Origin of the sequence: Streptomyces sp. BK239 (assembly GCF_004217285.1) — a bacterium.
Lineage (GTDB): Bacteria > Actinomycetota > Actinomycetes > Streptomycetales > Streptomycetaceae > Streptomyces.
Map to the genome: position 1 here is coordinate 484,579 of NZ_SHKS01000005.1, position 19,403 is coordinate 503,981.

The window sequence follows — 19,403 nt, forward strand, 5'->3', positions numbered from 1 at the left end:
GTCAGTCCTTGATCTCGCAGATCGCGGCGCCCGAGGTGATCGACGCGCCCACCTCCGCGGTCAGGCCCTTGACCGTGCCGGAGCGGTGCGCGTTCAGCGGCTGCTCCATCTTCATGGCTTCGAGGACGACGATCAGGTCGCCTTCCTGGACTTCCTGGCCTTCCTCGACGGCGATCTTGACGATGGTGCCCTGCATCGGGGAGGCGAGGGTGTCGCCGGAGGCGACGGGGCCGGACTTCTTGGCCGCGCGCCGTTTGGGCTTGGCGCCGGCGGCCAGGCCGGTGCGGGCCAGGGACATGCCCAGCGAGGAGGGCAGCGAGACCTCCAGACGCTTGCCGCCGACCTCGACGACGACCGTCTCGCGGCCGGGCTCCTCGTCCGTCTCCGCGTCCGCGGGTGCGGTGAAGGGCTTGATGTCGTTGACGAACTCCGTCTCGATCCACCGGGTGTGGACCGTGAACGGGCCGGTCGAGCCGGTCAGCTCCGGCGCGAACGCCGGGTCCTGGACCACCGCGCGGTGGAAGGGGATCGCCGTCGCCATGCCCTCGACGCGGAACTCCTCCAGCGCACGCGAGGCCCGCTCCAGCGCCTCCTTGCGGGTGCGGCCGGTCACGATCAGCTTCGCCAGCAGCGAGTCCCACGCCGGGCCGATCACACTGCCCGACTCCACGCCCGCGTCCAGCCGCACCCCCGGACCCGACGGCGCGTCGAAGAGGGTGACCGTGCCCGGAGCCGGCAGAAAGCCCCGGCCCGGGTCCTCACCGTTGATACGGAACTCGAAGGAGTGACCGCGCAGCACCGGGTCGCCGTAGCCGAGCTCCTCGCCGTCGGCGATCCGGAACATCTCCCGCACCAGGTCGATGCCGGCGACCTCCTCGGTGACCGGGTGCTCCACCTGCAGACGGGTGTTGACCTCCAGGAAGGAGATCGTGCCGTCCAGGCCGACGAGGAACTCCACCGTGCCGGCGCCGACGTAGCCGGCCTCCTTCAAGATGGCCTTGGAGGAGGAGTACAGCTCGGCGAGCTGCGCCTCGGACAAGAACGGCGCCGGCGCCTCCTCGACCAGCTTCTGGTGGCGGCGCTGCAGCGAGCAGTCCCGGGTGGACACCACGACCACGTTGCCGTGCCGGTCGGCCAGGCACTGCGTCTCCACGTGCCGCGGCTTGTCGAGGTAGCGCTCGACGAAGCACTCGCCCCGGCCGAACGCGGCGACCGCCTCACGCACCGCCGACTCATACAGCTCGGGGACTTCCTCCAGCGTCCGGGCGACCTTCAGACCCCGCCCGCCGCCGCCGAAAGCGGCCTTGATCGCGATCGGCAGGCCGTGCTCCTCGGCGAACGCGACGACCTCGTCGGCGCCGGAGACCGGATCCGGCGTGCCGGCCACCAGCGGCGCCCCGGCCCGCTGCGCGATGTGCCGGGCGGCCACCTTGTCCCCCAGATCCCGGATGGCCTGCGGCGGCGGACCGATCCAGATCAGACCCGCGTCCAGGACCGCCTGCGCGAAGTCGGCGTTCTCCGAGAGGAAGCCGTACCCCGGATGGACGGCGTCCGCACCGGACTCCCGGGCGGCGTTCAACACCTTGCCGATGTCCAGATAGCTACCCGCCGGTGTGTCACCGCCCAGGGCGAACGCCTCATCCGCGGCGCGGACATGCAGAGCGTCCCGGTCCGGGTCCGCGTAGACGGCCACGCTCGCGATACCGGCATCCCGGCACGCCCGGGCCACGCGGACAGCGATTTCGCCACGGTTGGCGATGAGCACCTTGCGCACGATTGAGGCTCCCTCCTTGAAACAAGCCGAGTTTAGGGACAGCCGACACGCCTCTTCGACCCGTCCCCAGAGGTGAGCTTGCCCACACGGAGCGTGATGCGAGGCTCACTCGACCGCGAAATCCCTTGTAGTACCGCCGTACGCAGCACTCCTCCCGGAAACCCTAGCCCTCCATTGTGGCCAAGGTCTCTGTGAGCACGTGCTGCGGCCCACTCCGTTTCTTTGTGGAGTCCCTACGAATGGCCCAACGATTCTTTGCCGCCCGCGGAACCCTTGTCCCGCGGTTTACCCGTTAGTAGCGTTCGCGATGTCACGAACGCACGTACTTGGAGTAACGAGGGCCCCGCTCGGGGCCGGGGCGAAAGTGGGTGGGGCCGGTGGTGCGCAGGCCGGTGGCTGCGGTGGTGACGCTGGTGCTGTTCGCCGAGGCGTTCGGCGTGGCGGCCCTGAACTGGTTCCTCGGCATCGTCGTCGACCGTCAGCAGATGTCCCTCGCGGGGCTGGACCCTGACGTGATGTCGACCTCGTCGAAGATCGGCGGGATCGTCTTCGGTCTGTACTTCGTGCTGTGCGGGGTGGTCGCCCTGCTGGTGCTGGTCCGCGACCGCCCGCCGGCCGGCCTCGGCCGCGTCCTGCTGATCAGCGCCGCCGTGGTGCACGGCCTGCTGGGCGCCTTCAGCTGGGGCCTGGTGGGCCGGTCGGCGTTCGCCTTCATGATGGTCGTGCTCGGGCTGATCGTCCTGCTCCTGATGGGCTACGACCGCCAGGAGGGCCCGTCCGCCGCCGAACCGGCGCCCACCGCGCCCTCGGACGGCGGCCCGCCGGGGGACGGCCCGACGGACGTCCCTCCGTCGGGGCGCGGTCCGTCGAACGCCGGTTCGCCGGATGACGGACCCAAGGGCGCCGGTCACCCGGCGCAAGGTTCCTCGGGTACCGGGCCCTCCGGCGGCGGCCCCGCGGTCACCGCGCTGGTGACCACAGCTCCGTGATGCCCACGCCCAGTTCGGCCAGCAGCCGCCGGACGAGGGGCAGGCTGATGCCGATCACATTGCCGTGGTCGCCGTCGATGCCGTTGATGAAGGGCGCCGAGCGGCCGTCGAGGGTGAAGGCGCCGGCGACGTGCAGCGGCTCGCCCGAGGCGACGTAGGCGGCGACCTCCTCGTCCGTCGGCTCGCCGAAGTGGACCACCGTGGAGGCCACAGCCGAGGTGTACCGCCCGGCGGCGGTGTCGTAGACGCAGTGACCGGTCTGGAGCGTGCCCGCACGGCCGCGCATCGCCTTCCAGCGGGCGGTGGCCTCCTCGGCGTCCGCGGGCTTGCCCAGCGCCTGGCCGTCCAGGTCGAGGACCGAGTCGCAGCCGATCACCAGCGCGCCCTTGACCTCGGGCTTCGCCGCCACCACGGAGGCCTTCGCCTCGGCCAGGGCGAGCGCCAGCTCGGCCGGGGTGGGGGCGGTGACGGCGTCCTCGTCCACCCCGCTCACGATCACCTCGGGAGCGAGTCCCGCCTGCCGCAACAGGCCCAGCCGGGCGGGGGACTGGGAGGCGAGGACGAGGCGGCGGCGCGGCTGATCGGTCATGCGGTCAAGCGTATCGGCCGGCGTCGGGCCCCCGGCCGCCTCACCCGAGGGCGAGCACCAGCAGCGCCACCAGCATGGCCACCGCGAGGAAGAGACCGAGCCGCCTCAGCGTCTCCTGCATGGCGCGGAGCTCGTCGGGCGGCTCGTTCTTCGGATCGGACCACAGCATTCCATTAGCGTGGGGCTTGGCCAGTGGAGGGTGCCTGAGTACGGGTACTCAAATCGGCGCCCCGGGGACCCTCCCGTGCGCGGTCCCCCACGCCCCTGAAAAATCTGCTCTCAGCTCGGCCAGTAGGTGCGGGCCCAGGACGCCTGGCCCGGTTGTGGCACCCGACGGGCCGCTATCCGGGACGGGTCGGACCACGCGTCCCTGGGGGCGAGGTCCGCGCCGGACGGCTCGGCCGCTGCCGCCGCGGCGCGGGCACGGACCACCGCCAGGGCGGCGGCCAGCTCCTCCGGGGTCGGATTGCCTCGAACGACCTTGATCACAGCGGCTCCTTACAGGGGGATGTTGCCGTGCTTCTTCGGAGGCAGGGATTCCCGCTTGGTACGCAGTTGACGCAGCCCGCGCACGACGTGCCGGCGGGTGTCCGACGGCATGATCACCGCGTCGACGTAACCGCGTTCGGCCGCGACGTAGGGGTTGAGGAGGGCGTCCTCGTACTCCTGGATCAGCCGGGCCCGCGTCGCGTCGCCGTCCCCGGCGGTCTCCGCCTCCGCGATGGTGCGGCGGTGCAGGATGTTGACCGCGCCCTGCGCGCCCATCACGGCGATCTGGGCGGTCGGCCAGGCCAGGTTGAGGTCGGCGCCGAGGTGCTTGGAGCCCATGACGTCGTACGCCCCGCCGAAGGCCTTGCGGGTGATGACGGTGATCAGCGGGACGGTCGCCTCCGCGTACGCGTAGATCAGCTTGGCGCCGCGGCGGATGATGCCGTCGTGCTCCTGGTCGACGCCCGGCAGGAAGCCCGGCACGTCGACGAAGGTGAGCACCGGGATGTTGAAGGCGTCGCAGGTGCGCACGAAACGCGCGGCCTTCTCGCTCGCCTTGATGTCCAGGCAACCCGCGAACTGCATCGGCTGGTTGGCGACGATGCCGACCGGGTGGCCCTCCACCCGCCCGAAACCGGTGAGGATGTTCGGCGCGAACAGCGGCTGCGTCTCGAAGAACTCGGCGTCGTCCAGGACGTGTTCGATCACCGTGTGCATGTCGTACGGCTGGTTGGCGCTGTCCGGGACCAGCGAATCCAGCTCCAGGTCCTCGTCGTTGACGGAGAGGTCCGCCTCCTCCGGGAACGCCGGGGCCTCACTCAGGTTGTTCGACGGCAGGTACGACAGCAGCTGCTTGACGTACTCGACGGCGTCCTTCTCGTCGCCCGCCATGTGGTGGGCCACGCCCGACGTGGAGTTGTGGGTGCGGGCGCCGCCCAGCTCCTCGAAGCCGACGTCCTCGCCGGTGACCGTCTTGATGACGTCCGGCCCGGTGATGAACATGTGCGAGGTCTGGTCGACCATCACCGTGAAGTCGGTGATCGCGGGCGAGTACACCGCGCCGCCCGCGCACGGCCCGACCACCAGGCTGATCTGCGGGATGACGCCGCTCGCGTGGGTGTTGCGGCGGAAGATCTCGCCGTACGCGCCGAGCGAGGCCACGCCCTCCTGGATGCGGGCGCCGCCGGAGTCGTTGATGCCGATGACCGGGCAGCCGGTCTTCAGCGCGAAGTCCATGACCTTGACGATCTTCTGGCCGTAGACCTCGCCCAGGGCGCCGCCGAAGACGGTGAAGTCCTGGGAGAACACGGCCACCGGGCGGCCGTCGACGGTGCCGTAACCGGTGACGACGCCGTCCCCGTAGGGGCGGTTCTGATCCAGCCCGAAGTTGGTGGAGCGGTGCCGGGCGAACTCGTCCAGCTCGATGAACGACCCCTCGTCCAGGAGGAGTTCGATGCGCTCACGGGCCGTCAGCTTGCCCTTGGCGTGCTGCTTCTCGACGGCGCGCTCGGAGCCGGCGTGCGTCGCTTCCTGGACGCGGCGCTGCAGGTCGGCGAGCTTGCCCGCGGTCGTGTGGATGTCGATCCCCGGGTTCCCGTGGATCTCTTGGCGCTCTTCCGGCTCGGACATCGGGATGCGGCTCCCTGCCTGCTCAAAAGGGGGGACGGTTACTCATCCGTAGAGTAGTGCTGGGTCAACCGATCGGCAGTGCGGCGTTTCACACACCTAGGGTGGCTTGCATGACGCCGCGAGATGCAGCAGACGCCAGCCGCTGGTCCGACCTCGACCGCCCGCCGCTCAACGCCGCCGCGCTGCGGCGCGGGCTCGTCCGGGAGGGGGGCCTGTGGACCGCCGTGGACGTCGTGCCGCGCACCGGCTCCACCAACTCCGACCTCGTCGCGCTCGCGGCCGCCGGGAAGGCGGACGAGGGGAGCGTGCTCCTCGCCGAGGAGCAGACCGCCGGCCGCGGCCGCCTGGACCGCCAGTGGTCCGCGCCGCCCCGCTCGGGCCTGTTCTTCTCCGTGCTGCTGCGCCCGGCGCGGATCCCGGTCGGCCGCTGGGGCTGGCTGCCCTTGCTGACGGGCGTCGCGGTCGCCACCGGACTGTCCCGCGCGGCCGGCGTGGACACGGCACTCAAGTGGCCGAACGACCTGTTGGTGACGGTCGGCGGCGAGGAACGCAAGGCCGGCGGCATCCTCGCCGAGCGCGCGGGTGAGGACGGCGTCGTCGTCGGTGTGGGCATCAACGTCACGCTCCGGGCCGGCGAACTGCCCGTGCCGCAGGCGGGCTCCCTGGTCCTCGCCGACGCGGTGAGCACCGACCGTGACACCCTGCTGCGGTCCGTGCTGCGCACCCTGGAGGACTGGTACACCCGCTGGCGCGCGGCCGACGGCGACCCGGCCGTCAGCGGCCTCCAGGAGGCGTACGCGGCGGGCTGCGCCACGCTGGGCCGCACGGTCCGCGCGGAACTCCCCGGCGACCGCGCGCTCACCGGCGAGGCGACGGCGATCGACGCCGACGGCAGACTGGTGATCACCACGAACACAGGCACCCGCGAACCGGTAGGAGCAGGAGACATCGTCCACCTGAGGCCGGCGTGAGAGCAGCCCACCCCACATGGCACCGGGCTGACCACCCCCACCCAAGGCCCGCGGGGCGCCTCCGCCGCGTGGGCGCGGCGGGTCGCAGGGTGACTGCGCCCACCAAGGGGCGCGGGGCTGTGGCATGTGCGGCTCCGCCGCGTGGGCGCGATGGGTCGCAGGGTGACTGCACCCATCAAGGGGCGCGGGGCTGTGACATGTGCGGCTCCGCCGCGTGGGCGCGATCGGTCCCGGGGTGACTGCACCCATCAAGGGGCGCGGGGCTGTGACATGTGCGGCTCCGCCGCGTGGGCGCGATCGGTCGCAGGGTGACTGCGCCCACCAAGGGGCGCGGGGAACTGCGCGATCAACCCCCACAACCCGCACCCGGCAACCAAGAGACCCCCCCCACCCCAGTGGCCGAACAAGGACCACACCAACTCCGTACACCAAGGAAAGGCACCTCACCTGAACCCCGGCGCAACCCAACGGAGTGACCCAGCGCACAGCTGCCGTAGAGTTGAGGCCGGTCGATACCTGACCGCGGTAGATCGGAAGGGCAGCGCGCGTGACCGTCGACGACACGGGCTCCGGCGAGGGCGAGGGCGTGGACGGCCGGGTTGACCCTCCTCCACTCTCGGATTCGTCCGAGCGGGGGGACCCCCTGGCCCCCGAGCCGGGCGACGACCCGCTCGCCCTGCGCCTGGAGCAGCTCATCCTGGGCGCGGAGCGCCGCTACACCCCGTTCCAGGCGGCCCGCAGCGCCGGCGTCTCCATGGAGCTGGCGTCCCGTTTCTGGCGGGCGATGGGCTTCGCCGACATAGGGCAGGCCAAGGCGCTCACCGAGGCCGACGTCCTGGCCCTGCGCCGCCTCGCCGGTCTCGTGGAGGCGGGCCTGCTGAGCGAGGCCATGGCGGTGCAGGTCGCGCGGTCCACGGGCCAGACCACCGCCCGTCTGGCGGAGTGGCAGATCGACTCCTTCCTGGAGGGGCTCACCGAGCCGCCCGAGCCGGGGATGACCCGCACCGAGGTCACGTATCCCATCGTCGAGCTGCTCCTGCCCGAGCTGGAGGAGTTCCTCGTCTACGTCTGGCGCCGCCAGCTCGCCGCCTCGGCGGGCCGGGTCGTGCAGGCCGCCGACGACGATGAGATGGTCGACCGGCGGCTCGCCGTCGGCTTCGCCGACCTCGTCGGGTTCACGCGGCTGACGCGGCGCATGGAGGAGGAGGAGCTCGGCGAGCTCGTCGAGGCCTTCGAGACGACCGCCGCCGACCTGGTGGCCGCTCGCGGCGGCCGGCTCATCAAGACCCTCGGCGACGAGGTCCTGTACGCCGCCGACGACGCGGGCACCGCCGCCGACATCGCGTTGCTGCTGGTGGAGACCATGAGCAACGACGAGACGATGCCCGAGCTGCGGGTCGGCATGGCGTTCGGCACGGTGACCACCCGGATGGGCGATGTGTTCGGGACGACCGTCAACCTGGCCTCGCGGCTGACCTCGATAGCGCCGCGGGACGCCGTACTGGTCGACAGCGCCTTCGCCGAGGAGCTGATCCGCACCGGGGACGCGCCCGCCTCCGAGGCGCAGGCGGCCGAGGAGGCGGCGACCGCCGAGAAGGAGGGCGAGGAGCCGCCCGTCTACCGGTTCGCCCTCCAGCCGATGTGGCAGCGGCCGGTGCGAGGGCTCGGCGTGGTCGAGCCCTGGCTGCTCACCCGGCGCGCCCTCGGGGAGTGAACGCGGCTACCGGCCCTGGAGCGGGTCCACGCAGAGGCCGATGACCGGTACGCACAGCCCGTGGCGGTCCGGCCGCTGCGGCACGGGGGCCGCCGTGCCGGGCGCGGGTGCGGGCGTGGGCGGCTCCGGGTCGGCCGTCGACCGGGGTGGCTCCGGCCGTTCCGCGGGCTCCTGCGCCTCTGGCGCTTCGGGTGTCTCCGGCGTCTCCGGGGCGGTGTCCGCTGCGGCCCCGGTCGGTCCGGGGCGCATCGGGGCCGTCGTCGGAAGCGAGGACGCGTAGGGGGCGCCCCGGGTGAGGGCCGGGGCGGCGGACCCGGTGGCGGCGGGGCTCGTGCCGGGGGCCGGGGTCGCGGAGGGTCCGCCGCCCATGGGCGCCGGGGCCGTCGGGTGCGCCTGCGGGACGGAGGGGGTCGCCGTGGGCGGCGCGTCCGTCGACTCCGCGGTGGGCTCCAGGCGCGGTTCGGCCTCCGCCGTGCCGATGCCGGGCACGGGCGAGTCGGGCGTCAGCCGGACGAGGCTCAGCGCGCCGGCGGCGAGAGCGAGACCGCCGGCGACGAGCAGGACCTTGCGGGGCCTGGGGCGGCGGTGCCGGCCCCGGCCCCGCGGGGGCCAGAGGCGGACGTGCTCCACCGGCTCAGCCGTCCTCTCCGCCGTTCCGGTTGTGGTGCCGGTGCCGGTGCCGGTGCCGGTCCCGGTCGCCGTCCGCCGTTCGTACGGTCTTCCGTACGTTCCGGTGTGCGTCTTCACCGGTGTCGTCGCCATCGCGTTGCCTCCCCCGTCTGTGCGCCCCCGATGCGCCGTGGCGCACGCACGTTATGCGCTCCCGTGGGCGGTGTGGGGAGAGTCGGGCGGGATGTCACCCGAACGGGTAACCGGCCGTCGACGAGAGCGGGGTGACGGGCGGCGTCGGACGCGGCCGGCCCTTTCCCCGGCGGGGCGCGGCTGCGATGATCGGGCGAGCTGGAGTTGTTAACCCGCGTTAACCGGAGGGTGTCATGAGCGAGGAACGGTTCGGGGAGTTCGTGCTGGTGCGGCGGCACGAGGACGGGCACGTCGCGGAGCTGGCCCTCGACCGGCCGAAGGCCATGAACGCAGTGTCGAGCGAGATGGCCCGCTCCATCGGCGCGGCCTGCGCGGCGCTGGGCGGGGACCGGGACGTACGGGTGGTCGTGGTGACCTCGACGCACGAGCGGGCCTTCTGCGTCGGGGCCGACCTGAAGGAGCGGAACTCGCTGACCGACGCGGAGCTGGTCCGGCAGCGGCCGGTGGCGCGGGGCGCGTACACCGGAGTGCTGGAGCTGCCCGTGCCGACGGTGGCGGCGGTGCACGGGTTCGCGCTGGGGGGCGGGTTCGAGCTGGCGTTGGCGTGCGACGTGATCGTGGCCGACCGTACGGCCGTGGTGGGGCTGCCGGAGGTGTCGGTCGGGGTGATCCCGGGAGGCGGGGGGACGCAGTTGCTGCCCCGGCGGGTGGGGGCGGCCCGGGCGGCCGAGCTGATCTTCACGGCGCGGCGGGTGGAGGCGGCCGAGGCGAGTGAGCTCGGGCTGGTGGACGTCCTGGTGGAGGCGGGGCGGGACCGCGAGGAGGCGCTGGCGCTGGCGGCCCGGATCGGGGCGAACTCGCCGGTGGGGCTGCGGGCGGCCAAGCGGGCGTTGCGGCTGGGGCAGGGGCTGGATCTGCGGGCTGGGCTGGAGGTGGAGGACGCGGCGTGGCGCGCGGTGGCGTTCTCCGGTGACCGCGCGGAGGGGGTGGCGGCGTTCAACGAGAAGCGCACGCCGCGGTGGCCGGGGGAGTAGGGCCTGTCCGGCACCGGCAGGCCACAGGGAAGCGGGGGCCGCTGCCGGTGCCGAGCCCCGCGTCGGCGGCACGATCCGCCGGGCAGGCCCTGGCCGCCGGGGCTGGGTGCGGCGTTTGGTGGGGAATGTCCCTAGCCTGGGGTGATGGGTGATGACGGACGGCTCGCGGCTGTGGTGGCGCTCGCTCAGGGGATGGCCGCCGCACGGTCGCCCAGGCAGTCGTGGCGGGCGGCGGCGCTCGGCGCGTGCCGGGCGCTGTCCGGCGGGTTCGCCGCCCTGTCGGTGTGGGAGCGGGACCTCGGACGGCTGCGCGTCCTCGTGAACGTGGGGGAGCTGGCCCCGGACGAGGAGGAGTTCCCGGAGGGCGAGGCCTACCCGGTGCACCAGTTCCCGGAGATCACCGAGTTCCTGCACGAACGCTGGGTGTCCGGCGGCGAGCCCAACGCCTGGGTGGAGACGGCCGAGGGCGCCGCCGCCGGCCGGCCCGGGTACTGCCACCAGCGGGTCGCCGCCCTGCGCCGCCGGGGCCGGGGCTCGTGCGTCGTCGCGCCGATCGTGCTGCACGGCCTCGCCTGGGGCGAGCTGTACGTGGCCCGGCCTGCCGGGGCTCCCGCCTTCGAGCGTGCGGACGCCGACTTCGCCACCGTCCTGGCCGCCGTGGTCGCCGCCGGGATCGCGCAGACCGAGCGGCTGGAGGAGGCCCGCCGGCTCGCCTTCACCGACGCCCTCACCGGCCTGGCCAACCGCCGCGCGGTCGACGTACGGCTGGAGGAGGCCGTCGAGCGGCACCGGGCCGGCGGGGACGTCGTCAGCCTCGCGGTCTGCGACCTCAACGGGCTCAAGCGGGTCAACGACACCCTCGGGCACGCCGCCGGCGACCGACTGCTGGAGCGGTTCGGCTCGGTGCTGTCGCTGTGCGGGGCGATGCTGCCCGGGGCGATCGCCGCACGGCTCGGCGGGGACGAGTTCTGCCTGCTGGCGGTCGGTCCGTCCGCCGACGACGTGGTGAAGGTCGCGGGCGAGCTGTGCCGGCGGGCCGCCGAACTGGAGCTGGGGGAGGGCGTGGCCTGCGGCGTCGCCTCCACCGGCGACCCGATCGGCCCCGTGCGCTCCGCCCGCCGCCTGTTCCGGCTCGCGGACGCCGCCCAGTACCGGGCGAAGGCCGTCCGTGCCTCCCGCCCGGTCGTCGCGGGCCGGGAGGGGCCCGACGATCCCGTCGTACGCCTCGCCGACGAGCCGCCGCGCGGCCCGGCCGCCGAACGCCGCAGCTTCCGCGGGCGGCCGTGACGCGGTCGGTCGCCGCCGCCGGTCGCTGCGACCGGCGGCGAGGAGCACGGCGACCGCCTGGTGACATCCTCGTCTTCACTGCGTACGCTCCTGAATATGGATATGCATACTGTGGTGGTGGGGACGTCCGGCGTCACCGCGTCCGACGTGCTCGCCGTGGCGCGGGGCGGCGCGCGGGTCGAGCTGTCCGAGGAGGCGGTCGCCGCCCTCGCCGCGGCACGCGGGATCGTGGACGCCCTGGCGGCCAAGCCCGAGCCCGTCTACGGCGTCTCCACCGGTTTCGGCGCCCTCGCCACCCGGCACATCAGCCAGGAGCTGCGCGCACAGCTCCAGCGCAACATCGTCCGCTCGCACGCCGCCGGCATGGGGCCGCGCGTGGAGCGCGAGGTGGTGCGGGCCCTGATGTTCCTGCGACTCAAGACCGTCTGCTCCGGGCACACCGGCGTACGGCCCGAGGTCGCGCAGGCCATGGCCGACCTGCTGAACGCCGGCATCACCCCCGTCGTCCACGAGTACGGCTCCCTCGGCTGCTCCGGCGACCTCGCCCCGCTCTCGCACTGCGCCCTGACGCTCATGGGCGAGGGCGACGCCGAGGACGCGGACGGCGTCGTCCGCCCCGCCGGCGAACTCCTCGCCGCGCACGGCATCGCCCCCGTCGAACTGCGCGAGAAGGAGGGGCTCGCCCTCCTCAACGGCACCGACGGCATGCTCGGCATGCTGATCATGGCCCTGGACGACCTGGACACCCTCTACAAGTCCGCCGACGTCACCGCCGCGCTCAGCCTCGAGGCCCTGCTCGGCACCGACAAGGTCCTCGCGCCCGAGCTGCACGCCATCCGCCCGCACCCGGGCCAGGGCGCCAGCGCCGCCAACATGCTGGCCGTCCTGAAGGGTTCGGAGCTCACCGGGCACCACCAGGACGACGCGCCCCGCGTCCAGGACGCCTACTCGGTGCGCTGCGCGCCCCAGGTCGCCGGCGCCGGACGCGACACCATGGCGCACGCCCGCCTGGTCGCCGAGCGGGAACTCGCCTCGGCCGTCGACAACCCCGTCGTGCTCCCGGACGGGCGCGTGGAGTCCAACGGCAACTTCCACGGCGCGCCCGTGGCCTACGTCCTCGACTTCCTCGCCATCGCCGCCGCCGACCTCGCCTCCATCGCCGAGCGCCGTACCGACCGGCTGCTGGACAAGAACCGCAGCCACGGCCTGCCGCCGTTCCTCGCCGACGACGCAGGCGTCGACTCCGGGCTGATGATCGCCCAGTACACGCAGGCCGCCCTGGTCAGCGAGATGAAGCGGCTCGCCGTACCGGCGTCCGCCGACTCCATCCCGTCCTCCGCGATGCAGGAGGACCACGTCTCCATGGGCTGGTCGGCCGCCCGCAAACTGCGCACGGCCGTCGACAACCTCGCGCGCGTCATCGCCGTCGAGCTCTACGCCGCCACCCGCGCCGTCGAACTGCGCGAGGGACTCACCCCCGCGCCGGCCACGCGGGCGGTCGTCGACGCGGTGCGCGCGGCGGGCGTCCAGGGCCCGGGCCCGGACCGGTTCCTCGCCCCCGACCTCGCGGCTGCGGACGCCTTCGTGCGCGGCGGACGGCTCGTCGCGGCGGTGGAGACGGTCACGGGGCCGCTGCGGTAGCCGGCGCGGAAACGACTGGGGCCCTGCCGGGTGCGTCCGCCGGCAGGGCCCCGATGCGTGAGAGGAACTACTTCAGCTTGGCGACCTGCGCCTGGATCACCGGGGCCGGGACCTTGGACTCCCCGCCCTTCGACATCGCGCTGAAGTTGATCGCGTAGAACGTGGCGACGACGCCGCCCTTGCGCGCCACCTCCACGTTGAACTTCGCCGTGCCCTCACCGTCCATGTCGGCCACGGCGGTGAACGCCGTGGACTCGTCGGCGGTGGCGGACGCCTTCCCGACGGTGACCTTGGTGATCTTCTGCTTCTCGCCGTCGGCGGTGATGCCGAACCCGCCGGAGCAGGCGGCGATGCCGTCGGACACCGCCCTGAACGCCTTCTGCGCGCCGTCGCCGTCGTAGGAGGAGAGACCCACGAAGGTCGTGGCGATGTCGAACGCGTCCTCGAGGCTGCTGAGAGCGTCCTTCGAGGCGGAGGGGCTCTGCGCCTTGTCCTCTGCCACCGTGTTGCTCGCACCGGCGTTCGTCTCACCCGGCGGCAGCGCGGCCATGGCATAGGCCAGCGGCGCGCACTCCGCCTTGTCGACCTTCACGACGCTCTTGGACTTGGGCAGGGTGGCGTCCCCCGAATCCACCTTGTAGCCCTTGACCTCACCCTGCGTCAGCAGCAGCTTCTCCAGCTCGGCCTTGGCCAGGCCCTTCGCGGCCGGCGCCGACGACGCGGGAGTGCTCGCGGCGGACCCCGCGGCCCCCTTCGCGTCGTCCTTCTTCGAACCGTCGTCAGAACAGCCCGTGATGAGGGCGAGCGACAGCGCGCCCGCGACGGTCACGGCGCACAGCCGCGCCCCCGATGATCTCTTCATGGGCGGACTATGAACGTTGGGTCATGTAAGCGTCAAGTCGATCCAAAAGCGACTCAGAAGCCGAGCCGCTCCCGCCGCACCGAGTACGCCACGAAAGCCGCCCCCAGGGCGAGCAGGGCGGTCCCGCCGATCACGTAGGGCGTGGTGTCGAAGCTGCCGGTGTCGGCGAGGCGGGCGCCGTCGGCGGTCGTGGCGACGTCCGAGGTCGTGTCGGATGCGGCGGCGGCGTTGCCGGCGGTCGTGTCGGACGCGTTGGAGGCGTGAGACGCGGCCGACGTGTGGGACGTCGCCGAGACGGCCCGTGCCTGCGTGATGGCGTGTGTCGTCACTGCCGTTCTCGCCTGGTCGTCCGGCGTCGCGTTGGCGTTCGGGACGAACCACAGGGCGCCCAACAGGGTCCCCGCGGCGGTGGCGGTCAGCAACGGACGGCGAGCGGATGACACGGAATATCGATCCCCTTGTGGCGCTGGCGAATTGGCCGTGTGGGCCGATGCTAGTGAAAGGCGCGGGTCGCGGGAAAGTTGCGGGAGGGCGGAGCCGTACGCTCCGGTGCATGAACACTGAAGAGACGTCACGATATGTCCGGCTTCGTGTGGAACTTGTGCTGGAAATCGACGATGCGGACGCGGTGACGGAGGCCGCACTGCGACGGGTCGCCGAGGATCCCGAGATGCCGCAGAGCGAGCGCGCGCACGCCGAGAGCACCGTGCGGGAGGACACCGCCGAGGCCCTCGCCTACCTCGTCGACCCCTTCGACCTGGTCGGCGACGTCCCCGGAGTGGAACTCCAACAGGCCTCCTGGTCCAGCGAACCCGTCGCCCACGACCCCGACGCGCCCGACTGGGACCTCGACGACGAGTTCGGCGACGGCCCCGACGGCGAGGGCGACGGCGGCGATGGCGGCGGCGATTCGCGCATCGGCTGAGCGTCTTGGGAAACTCGTGGCCCCGGGCGGCAACCGCCGCCCGGGGTTTCCTCGTCTCAAGGGGCGCGCTGACCGACATCCGCACCACGAATGCCGGCGGACCTTCCGCCGCGAGGCGGCCCGCACCACCGAGTGGACGTGGTGTGGCCCACACATTCCACGGAAGTGGAACGGGGGGAACCGGTCGTAGCGTTGAAGCCCTTGACGAGGACTCTCGACGGGGACTCACGGGGTTAACGGGAATCGGCAACGATGGAGAAGCGTGTGATGACGAACAGTAGGCGGCGCAGGGGTCTGGCGACCGCGTCCGCACTGCTCGGCGGTGTTCTGGTGCTCTCTGCGTGTTCGAGCGGCGACAGCAGCGCCTCGGACGACAAGGGCAGTTCCTCGCAGGCGAAAGCCGACGAGGCGGCGGCCGAGAAGGCATCCGAGGCCCAGATCAAGATCACGCCTGCGGACGGCTCCAACAACGCCTCCATCAACAAGTCGGCGACCGTCACGGTGAGCAAGGGCACGCTCACCACGGTGACGATGACCGCCGCCGACGGCACCGCCGTGAAGGGCGAACTGTCCGCCGACAAGACCAGCTGGAAGCCGAGCGGGCAGCTGGAGCGTTCGACCACGTACAAGCTCGCGGCGACCGCGAAGGACTCCGACGGCCGCGAGGCCCACGAGAACGCGTCCTTCACCACGGTCTCCCCGGCCAACAGCTTCATAGCCAACTTCACGCCGGAGGACGGCTCCACCGTCGGCGTGGGCATGCCGGTGTCGATCAACTTCAACAAGGAGATCACCGACAAGGCCGCCGTCCAGAAGGGCATCACGGTCAACTCCACCGGCGGCCAGGAGATCGCCTGCCACTGGTTCAGCACCACCCGCATGGACTGCCGGCCGGACGAGTACTGGAAGGAGAACTCCACCGTCACGCTGAAGCTCGCGCTCGACGGCGTCCAGGGCGCCAAGGGCGTCTACGGCGTCCAGCAGAAGACGGTCACCTTCAAGATCGGCCGCAACCAGGTCACCTACGTCGACGCGAAGACCAAGCAGATGAAGGTCACGCGGAACGGCAAGACCGTGCGCACCATCCCGATCTCCGCCGGCTCGCCCGAGAACAAGACGTACGAGGGCCAGATGGTGATCTCCGAGAAGTTCAAGGAGACCCGGATGAACGGCGCGTCGGTCGGCTTCACCGACGACGACGGCAAGGGCGAGTACGACATCAAGGACGTGCCGCACGCCATGCGCCTGACCACCTCGGGCACCTTCGTGCACGGCAACTACTGGGGCGCGAAGTCCATCTTCGGCTCGGTGAACACGAGCCACGGCTGCGTCGGCCTCTCCGACGCCAAGGGCGCCAACGACAGCAGCACGCCCGGCGCCTGGTTCTACAACAACTCCATGGTCGGCGACGTCGTCGTGGTCCAGAACACCGGCGACAAGACGGTCTCCCCGGACAACGGCCTCAACGGCTGGAACATGGACTGGGCCCAGTGGAAGGCGGGTTCGGCCGCCTGAGCCGCCCGCGCTGAGCCACGCCTCCCCCGATGCCGCCCCCTTCCCGGGGGCGGCATCGGTGTATGCGCGGCCGCCTCCGCAGCCCCCGAGCGCTCCGCCCGCCGCGTTCGCTGAGCGCTGAGCGAACGCCCCGCCGGAAGACGAGCCTCCAGCGGCCGTTCGTGCTTGCGTAGGCCCATGACGGCAGCAGAGACAGCCAGCAAGGTCATCGAGTACATCCGGTACCGCATTCCCGAGGAACGCTCCGCCGACTTCCTCGCCGCCTACCACCGCGCCGCCCCCCTCCTCGCTGCCTCCCCCCACTGCGTCGACTACGAACTCGCGCGCTGCGAGGAGGACTTCGCTCACTTCGTGCTGCGCATCACCTGGACGTCCACGGCGGACCACCTCGAAGGCTTCCGCACCTCGGATCTGTTCCCCGCCTTCCTCGCCGAGATCCGCCCGTACGTCGGGCACATCGAGGAGATGCGGCACTACAAGCCCACCTCGGTGCGCGGCCGGGGCTCCGCCGAACCCACCCTGTACGCGTGGGCGGGCGGCGCGGAGGCCTTCACCCGCCTGACGGAGGCCTTCTACGCCAAGGTGCTCGACGACGACCTCCTCGCCCCCGTCTTCGCGGGCCTGGCCCCCGAGCACGCCGAGCACGTCGCCCTCTGGCTGGCGGAGGTCTTCGGCGGCCCGCAGACCTACTCCGCGACGCAGGGCGGCCACAGCCACATGGTCGCCAAGCACTTCGGCCGTGACATCACCGAGCCCCAGCGGCGCCGCTGGGTGAACCTGATCCAGGACGCGGCGGACGAGGCGGGCCTCCCCACGGACGCGGAGTTCCGCTCGGCGTTCCTGGCGTACGTCGAGTGGGGCACGCGCCTGGCCGTGTACTTCTCGGGGCCGGACGCCAAACCGCCGGCCGAGCAGCCGGTGCCGAAGTGGGGCTGGGGCGCGGCCCCGCCGTACCAGGGCTGACGCGCCTGGGCCCGGGACCCCGCCGGCGCGGGGCGCCTCGCTCAGGGCGGCCCCTCAGGCCCCGGTCCCGGCCCGCGGAGCAGCCGCGTCAGCGCCCCAGCTGGCCAGCAGCCGCAGCCCGTCCGCCGAGGGCGAGCCGGGCTCCGCGTGATACGTCACCAGCGACTGCTCCCCGTCCCCCATCAGCCGGAACCCCTCGAAGTTCAGGGACAGTTCGCCCACCAGCGGATGCCGGAACCGCTTCACGCCGAAGCTCTTGTCCTTCACGTCGTGCGTCGCCCACAGCCGCCGGAAGTCCTCGCTCTTCACCGACAACTCGCCCACCAGCGCCGACAGTCGGGGATCGTCCGGGTGGCACCCGGCGTCCATGCGCAAGGCGCACACGATGTCGATCGCCTTCTGCTCCCAGTCGACGAACAGCTCCCGGTAGGCGGGCCGCAGGAACACCAGCCGGGCCCAGTTCCGCTCCCCGGCCGGGAGTTCACCCCAGTCGCCGAAGACGGCCGCCGCCATCCGGTTCCACGCGAGGATCTGCGTGTTCCGCCCCACCACGTACGCGGGCACCCCGTCCATCCGGTCCAGCAACTGCCACAGCGACGCCCGCACCTGCTGGCTGCGCGCCGCCGGCTTCTTCTTGTGCTGCTTGGGCTTGGCGAGATGCGTGAGGTGGGCGTGCTCAGCGTCGGACAGCCGCAGCGCGCGGGCGATGGAGCCCAGCACCTCCGCGGACACGTTCCGCCCGTTGCCCTGCTCCAGCCGCGTGTAGTACGCCACCGACATCCCGGCCAGCTGCGCCAGCTCCTCGCGCCGCAACCCCGGCACCCGGCGGCGTCCGAAGTCGGGCAGCCCGACGTCCTCGGGCTTCAGCCGGGCGCGCCGGGTGCGCAGGAACTCGCTGAGCTCGGCCCGCCGGTCCAGCCGCCCGCCGGACTCCTGTGCGGCGGCTTCGCTCTGTTCGTCCATACACCCAGTATTCACGGTCGTACGCCCCCGATCCTGACCCCGCCAGTGGTACGCACACCGAACGTAGGCACAGGTGAGGCCTGGGTGAGCCGCGCGCCTTCGGGCAGGCTGGACGCCGTGCCCGGCCCGAACGACAGGCCGGACGCCGTGTCCCGAACCACTGCTAGGAGATCCCCGGCATGACCACCGTCGCCGCCTACGCGGCCCCCTCCGCCAAGGCTCCGCTGGAGCGCACGACGATCGAGCGCCGCGAGGTCGGCGAGTTCGACGTCCTGATCGACATCAAGTTCGCCGGCATCTGCCACTCCGACATCCACCAGGCCCGGGAAGGCTGGGGCGAGGCCATCTTCCCGATGGTCCCCGGCCACGAGATAGCCGGCGTGGTCTCCGAGGTCGGCCCCGGCGTGACGAAGTTCGCCGTCGGCGACCGGGTGGGCGTGGGCTGCATGGTCGACTCCTGCCGCGAGTGCGAGAACTGCAAGGCCGGCCTGGAGCAGTACTGCACCGGCGGCGGCATGGTCGGCACGTACAACGCCGTCGGCAAGGACGGCGAGCCCACCTACGGCGGCTACTCGCAGAAGATCGTCGTCGACGAGAACTACGTCGTCCGCGTCCCCGACGGCCTCGCGCTCGACGTGGCCGCCCCGCTGCTCTGCGCCGGCATCACCACGTACTCGCCGCTCAAGCACTGGAACGCCGGACCAGGCAAGAAGGTCGCCGTGCTCGGCATGGGCGGCCTCGGCCACATGGGCGTCAAGATCGCGCACGCGCTCGGCGCCGAGGTGACGGTGCTCTCCCAGTCGCTGCGCAAGAAGGACGACGGCCTGCGGCTCGGCGCCGACCACTACTACGCCACCAGCGACCCGGAGACCTTCAAGAAGCTGGCCGGCACCTTCGACGTCATCCTCTCCACCGTCTCCGCCCCGCTGAACCTGGACGCCTACCTGTCCCTGCTGCGGACCGACGGCGCCTTCGTGAACGTCGGCGCCCCCGAGGAGCCCGTCGCGCTCAACCTGTTCTCGGTGATCGGCGGTCGCAAGACCCTCGCCGGATCGGGCATCGGCGGCATCCAGGAGACCCAGGAGATGCTCGACTTCTGCGCCGAGCACGGCTTCGGCGCGGAGATCGAGCTGATCAGCGCCTCCGAGATCAACGACGCCTACGAGCGCGTCCTCGCCAGCGACGTCCGCTACCGCTTCGTCATCGACACGGCCACCATCTGATCCGGCCCCGCCCGCGAACCGCACCGAGCCCCGGCCCCGCGCCGGGGCTCGGCGTGTGCGCCCGGACCACGGA

The 19,403-nt window shown here is 72.2% G+C and carries 19 protein-coding genes; 10 read left to right on the forward strand and 9 right to left on the reverse strand.

Annotation, left to right across the window (positions count from 1 at the left end):
- Position 1: 1 nt before the first annotated feature.
- On the reverse strand, positions 2-1,774 hold the full coding sequence (locus tag EV567_RS18600; protein WP_130441414.1) for a biotin carboxylase N-terminal domain-containing protein: 1,773 nt from the start codon (positions 1,772-1,774) through the stop codon (positions 2-4).
- Between the two features lie 377 nt (positions 1,775-2,151).
- On the opposite strand from EV567_RS18600, the gene EV567_RS18605 reads away from it, so the two are divergent.
- Positions 2,152-2,763, forward strand: coding sequence for a hypothetical protein (locus EV567_RS18605; RefSeq protein WP_242620886.1), 612 nt, complete (start codon positions 2,152-2,154; stop codon positions 2,761-2,763).
- On the opposite strand, the gene EV567_RS18610 is transcribed toward EV567_RS18605, so the two are convergent.
- From EV567_RS18610 to EV567_RS18620, 4 genes are all read right to left on the reverse strand, one after another.
- Positions 2,735-3,352 (reverse strand): nucleoside triphosphate pyrophosphatase, encoded by a 618-nt coding sequence (locus EV567_RS18610; RefSeq protein ID WP_130441416.1) that lies wholly within the window; start codon positions 3,350-3,352, stop codon positions 2,735-2,737. The genes EV567_RS18605 and EV567_RS18610 overlap by 29 nt on opposite strands.
- Positions 3,353-3,392: 40 nt before the next feature.
- The gene (mmpB, locus tag EV567_RS28405; RefSeq protein WP_278044759.1) at positions 3,393-3,521 is read right to left on the reverse strand and encodes a morphogenic membrane protein MmpB; all 129 of its coding nucleotides are present in this window, start codon (positions 3,519-3,521) and stop codon (positions 3,393-3,395) included.
- 110 nt (positions 3,522-3,631) lie between these two features.
- Entirely contained in the window at positions 3,632-3,841 is a 210-nt protein-coding gene (locus EV567_RS18615; RefSeq protein WP_130441418.1) for an acyl-CoA carboxylase epsilon subunit, read from the reverse strand.
- A 9-nt stretch (positions 3,842-3,850) separates the two neighbouring features.
- Entirely contained in the window at positions 3,851-5,470 is a 1,620-nt protein-coding gene (locus tag EV567_RS18620) for an acyl-CoA carboxylase subunit beta (protein WP_130441420.1), read from the reverse strand.
- 110 nt (positions 5,471-5,580) lie between these two features.
- On the opposite strand from EV567_RS18620, the gene EV567_RS18625 reads away from it, so the two are divergent.
- Both EV567_RS18625 and EV567_RS18630 read left to right on the forward strand, forming a co-directional pair.
- Positions 5,581-6,441 carry a biotin--[acetyl-CoA-carboxylase] ligase gene (locus EV567_RS18625; protein ID WP_130441422.1) on the forward strand — a complete coding sequence of 287 codons (861 nt, stop codon included), beginning with the start codon at positions 5,581-5,583 and terminating at the stop codon, positions 6,439-6,441.
- A gap of 547 nt (positions 6,442-6,988) precedes the next feature.
- Positions 6,989-8,155, forward strand: a complete 1,167-nt coding sequence (locus EV567_RS18630; RefSeq protein WP_130441424.1) for an adenylate/guanylate cyclase domain-containing protein — start codon at positions 6,989-6,991, stop codon at positions 8,153-8,155.
- Positions 8,156-8,161: 6 nt separating this feature from the next.
- Here EV567_RS18630 and EV567_RS18635 read toward each other — a convergent pair whose 3' ends face one another.
- A complete protein-coding gene (locus tag EV567_RS18635) occupies positions 8,162-8,917 on the reverse strand; it encodes a hypothetical protein (RefSeq protein ID WP_242620887.1) in 756 nt (251 codons plus the stop codon).
- Between the two features lie 233 nt (positions 8,918-9,150).
- Here EV567_RS18635 and EV567_RS18640 point away from each other — a divergent pair, with 233 nt between their 5' ends.
- The 3 genes from EV567_RS18640 (at position 9,151) to hutH (ending at position 12,879) form a co-directional block, all read left to right on the forward strand.
- Positions 9,151-9,951, forward strand: coding sequence for an enoyl-CoA hydratase/isomerase family protein (locus EV567_RS18640; RefSeq protein ID WP_130441426.1), 801 nt, complete (start codon positions 9,151-9,153; stop codon positions 9,949-9,951).
- A gap of 144 nt (positions 9,952-10,095) precedes the next feature.
- Entirely contained in the window at positions 10,096-11,238 is a 1,143-nt protein-coding gene (locus tag EV567_RS18645) for a GGDEF domain-containing protein (protein ID WP_130441428.1), read from the forward strand.
- 102 nt (positions 11,239-11,340) lie between these two features.
- Complete coding sequence (gene hutH, locus EV567_RS18650) at positions 11,341-12,879, forward strand: histidine ammonia-lyase (protein ID WP_130441714.1); 1,539 nt, start codon at positions 11,341-11,343, stop codon at positions 12,877-12,879.
- Positions 12,880-12,946: 67 nt separating this feature from the next.
- Here hutH and EV567_RS18655 read toward each other — a convergent pair whose 3' ends face one another.
- Both EV567_RS18655 and EV567_RS18660 read right to left on the reverse strand, forming a co-directional pair.
- A complete protein-coding gene (locus EV567_RS18655; protein WP_130441430.1) occupies positions 12,947-13,741 on the reverse strand; it encodes a sensor domain-containing protein in 795 nt (264 codons plus the stop codon).
- Between the two features lie 53 nt (positions 13,742-13,794).
- Positions 13,795-14,184: an LPXTG cell wall anchor domain-containing protein gene (locus EV567_RS18660; RefSeq protein ID WP_165430415.1), complete on the reverse strand. Its 390-nt coding sequence runs from the start codon at positions 14,182-14,184 to the stop codon at positions 13,795-13,797.
- A 110-nt stretch (positions 14,185-14,294) separates the two neighbouring features.
- Here EV567_RS18660 and EV567_RS18665 point away from each other — a divergent pair, with 110 nt between their 5' ends.
- The 3 genes from EV567_RS18665 (at position 14,295) to EV567_RS18675 (ending at position 17,144) form a co-directional block, all read left to right on the forward strand.
- Entirely contained in the window at positions 14,295-14,666 is a 372-nt protein-coding gene (locus EV567_RS18665; protein ID WP_130441432.1) for a hypothetical protein, read from the forward strand.
- A 252-nt stretch (positions 14,667-14,918) separates the two neighbouring features.
- Positions 14,919-16,181, forward strand: a complete 1,263-nt coding sequence (locus tag EV567_RS18670) for an Ig-like domain-containing protein (RefSeq protein WP_207228802.1) — start codon at positions 14,919-14,921, stop codon at positions 16,179-16,181.
- Between the two features lie 177 nt (positions 16,182-16,358).
- Positions 16,359-17,144 carry a group II truncated hemoglobin gene (locus EV567_RS18675; RefSeq protein WP_130441435.1) on the forward strand — a complete coding sequence of 262 codons (786 nt, stop codon included), beginning with the start codon at positions 16,359-16,361 and terminating at the stop codon, positions 17,142-17,144.
- 54 nt (positions 17,145-17,198) lie between these two features.
- Here EV567_RS18675 and EV567_RS18680 read toward each other — a convergent pair whose 3' ends face one another.
- The gene (locus tag EV567_RS18680) at positions 17,199-18,107 is read right to left on the reverse strand and encodes a helix-turn-helix domain-containing protein (RefSeq protein ID WP_130441437.1); all 909 of its coding nucleotides are present in this window, start codon (positions 18,105-18,107) and stop codon (positions 17,199-17,201) included.
- Positions 18,108-18,286: 179 nt separating this feature from the next.
- On the opposite strand from EV567_RS18680, the gene EV567_RS18685 reads away from it, so the two are divergent.
- Positions 18,287-19,330: an NAD(P)-dependent alcohol dehydrogenase gene (locus tag EV567_RS18685; protein ID WP_130441439.1), complete on the forward strand. Its 1,044-nt coding sequence runs from the start codon at positions 18,287-18,289 to the stop codon at positions 19,328-19,330.
- Positions 19,331-19,403 lie beyond the last annotated feature (73 nt).

Coding starts and splice junctions, on each gene's coding strand:
- EV567_RS18610 (WP_130441416.1), bottom strand. CDS start 3,352: ATGACCGATCAGCCGCGCCGCCGCCTCGTCCTCGCCTCCCAGTCCCCC.
- mmpB (WP_278044759.1), bottom strand. CDS start 3,521: ATGCTGTGGTCCGATCCGAAGAACGAGCCGCCCGACGAGCTCCGCGCC.
- EV567_RS18620 (WP_130441420.1), bottom strand. CDS start 5,470: ATGTCCGAGCCGGAAGAGCGCCAAGAGATCCACGGGAACCCGGGGATC.
- EV567_RS18625 (WP_130441422.1), top strand. CDS start 5,581: ATGACGCCGCGAGATGCAGCAGACGCCAGCCGCTGGTCCGACCTCGAC.
- EV567_RS18635 (WP_242620887.1), bottom strand. CDS start 8,917: ATGGCGACGACACCGGTGAAGACGCACACCGGAACGTACGGAAGACCG.
- EV567_RS18640 (WP_130441426.1), top strand. CDS start 9,151: ATGAGCGAGGAACGGTTCGGGGAGTTCGTGCTGGTGCGGCGGCACGAG.
- EV567_RS18645 (WP_130441428.1), top strand. CDS start 10,096: ATGGGTGATGACGGACGGCTCGCGGCTGTGGTGGCGCTCGCTCAGGGG.
- hutH (WP_130441714.1), top strand. CDS start 11,341: ATGCATACTGTGGTGGTGGGGACGTCCGGCGTCACCGCGTCCGACGTG.
- EV567_RS18655 (WP_130441430.1), bottom strand. CDS start 13,741: ATGAAGAGATCATCGGGGGCGCGGCTGTGCGCCGTGACCGTCGCGGGC.
- EV567_RS18665 (WP_130441432.1), top strand. CDS start 14,295: ATGAACACTGAAGAGACGTCACGATATGTCCGGCTTCGTGTGGAACTT.
- EV567_RS18670 (WP_207228802.1), top strand. CDS start 14,919: ATGGAGAAGCGTGTGATGACGAACAGTAGGCGGCGCAGGGGTCTGGCG.
- EV567_RS18675 (WP_130441435.1), top strand. CDS start 16,359: ATGACGGCAGCAGAGACAGCCAGCAAGGTCATCGAGTACATCCGGTAC.
- EV567_RS18680 (WP_130441437.1), bottom strand. CDS start 18,107: ATGGACGAACAGAGCGAAGCCGCCGCACAGGAGTCCGGCGGGCGGCTG.
- EV567_RS18685 (WP_130441439.1), top strand. CDS start 18,287: ATGACCACCGTCGCCGCCTACGCGGCCCCCTCCGCCAAGGCTCCGCTG.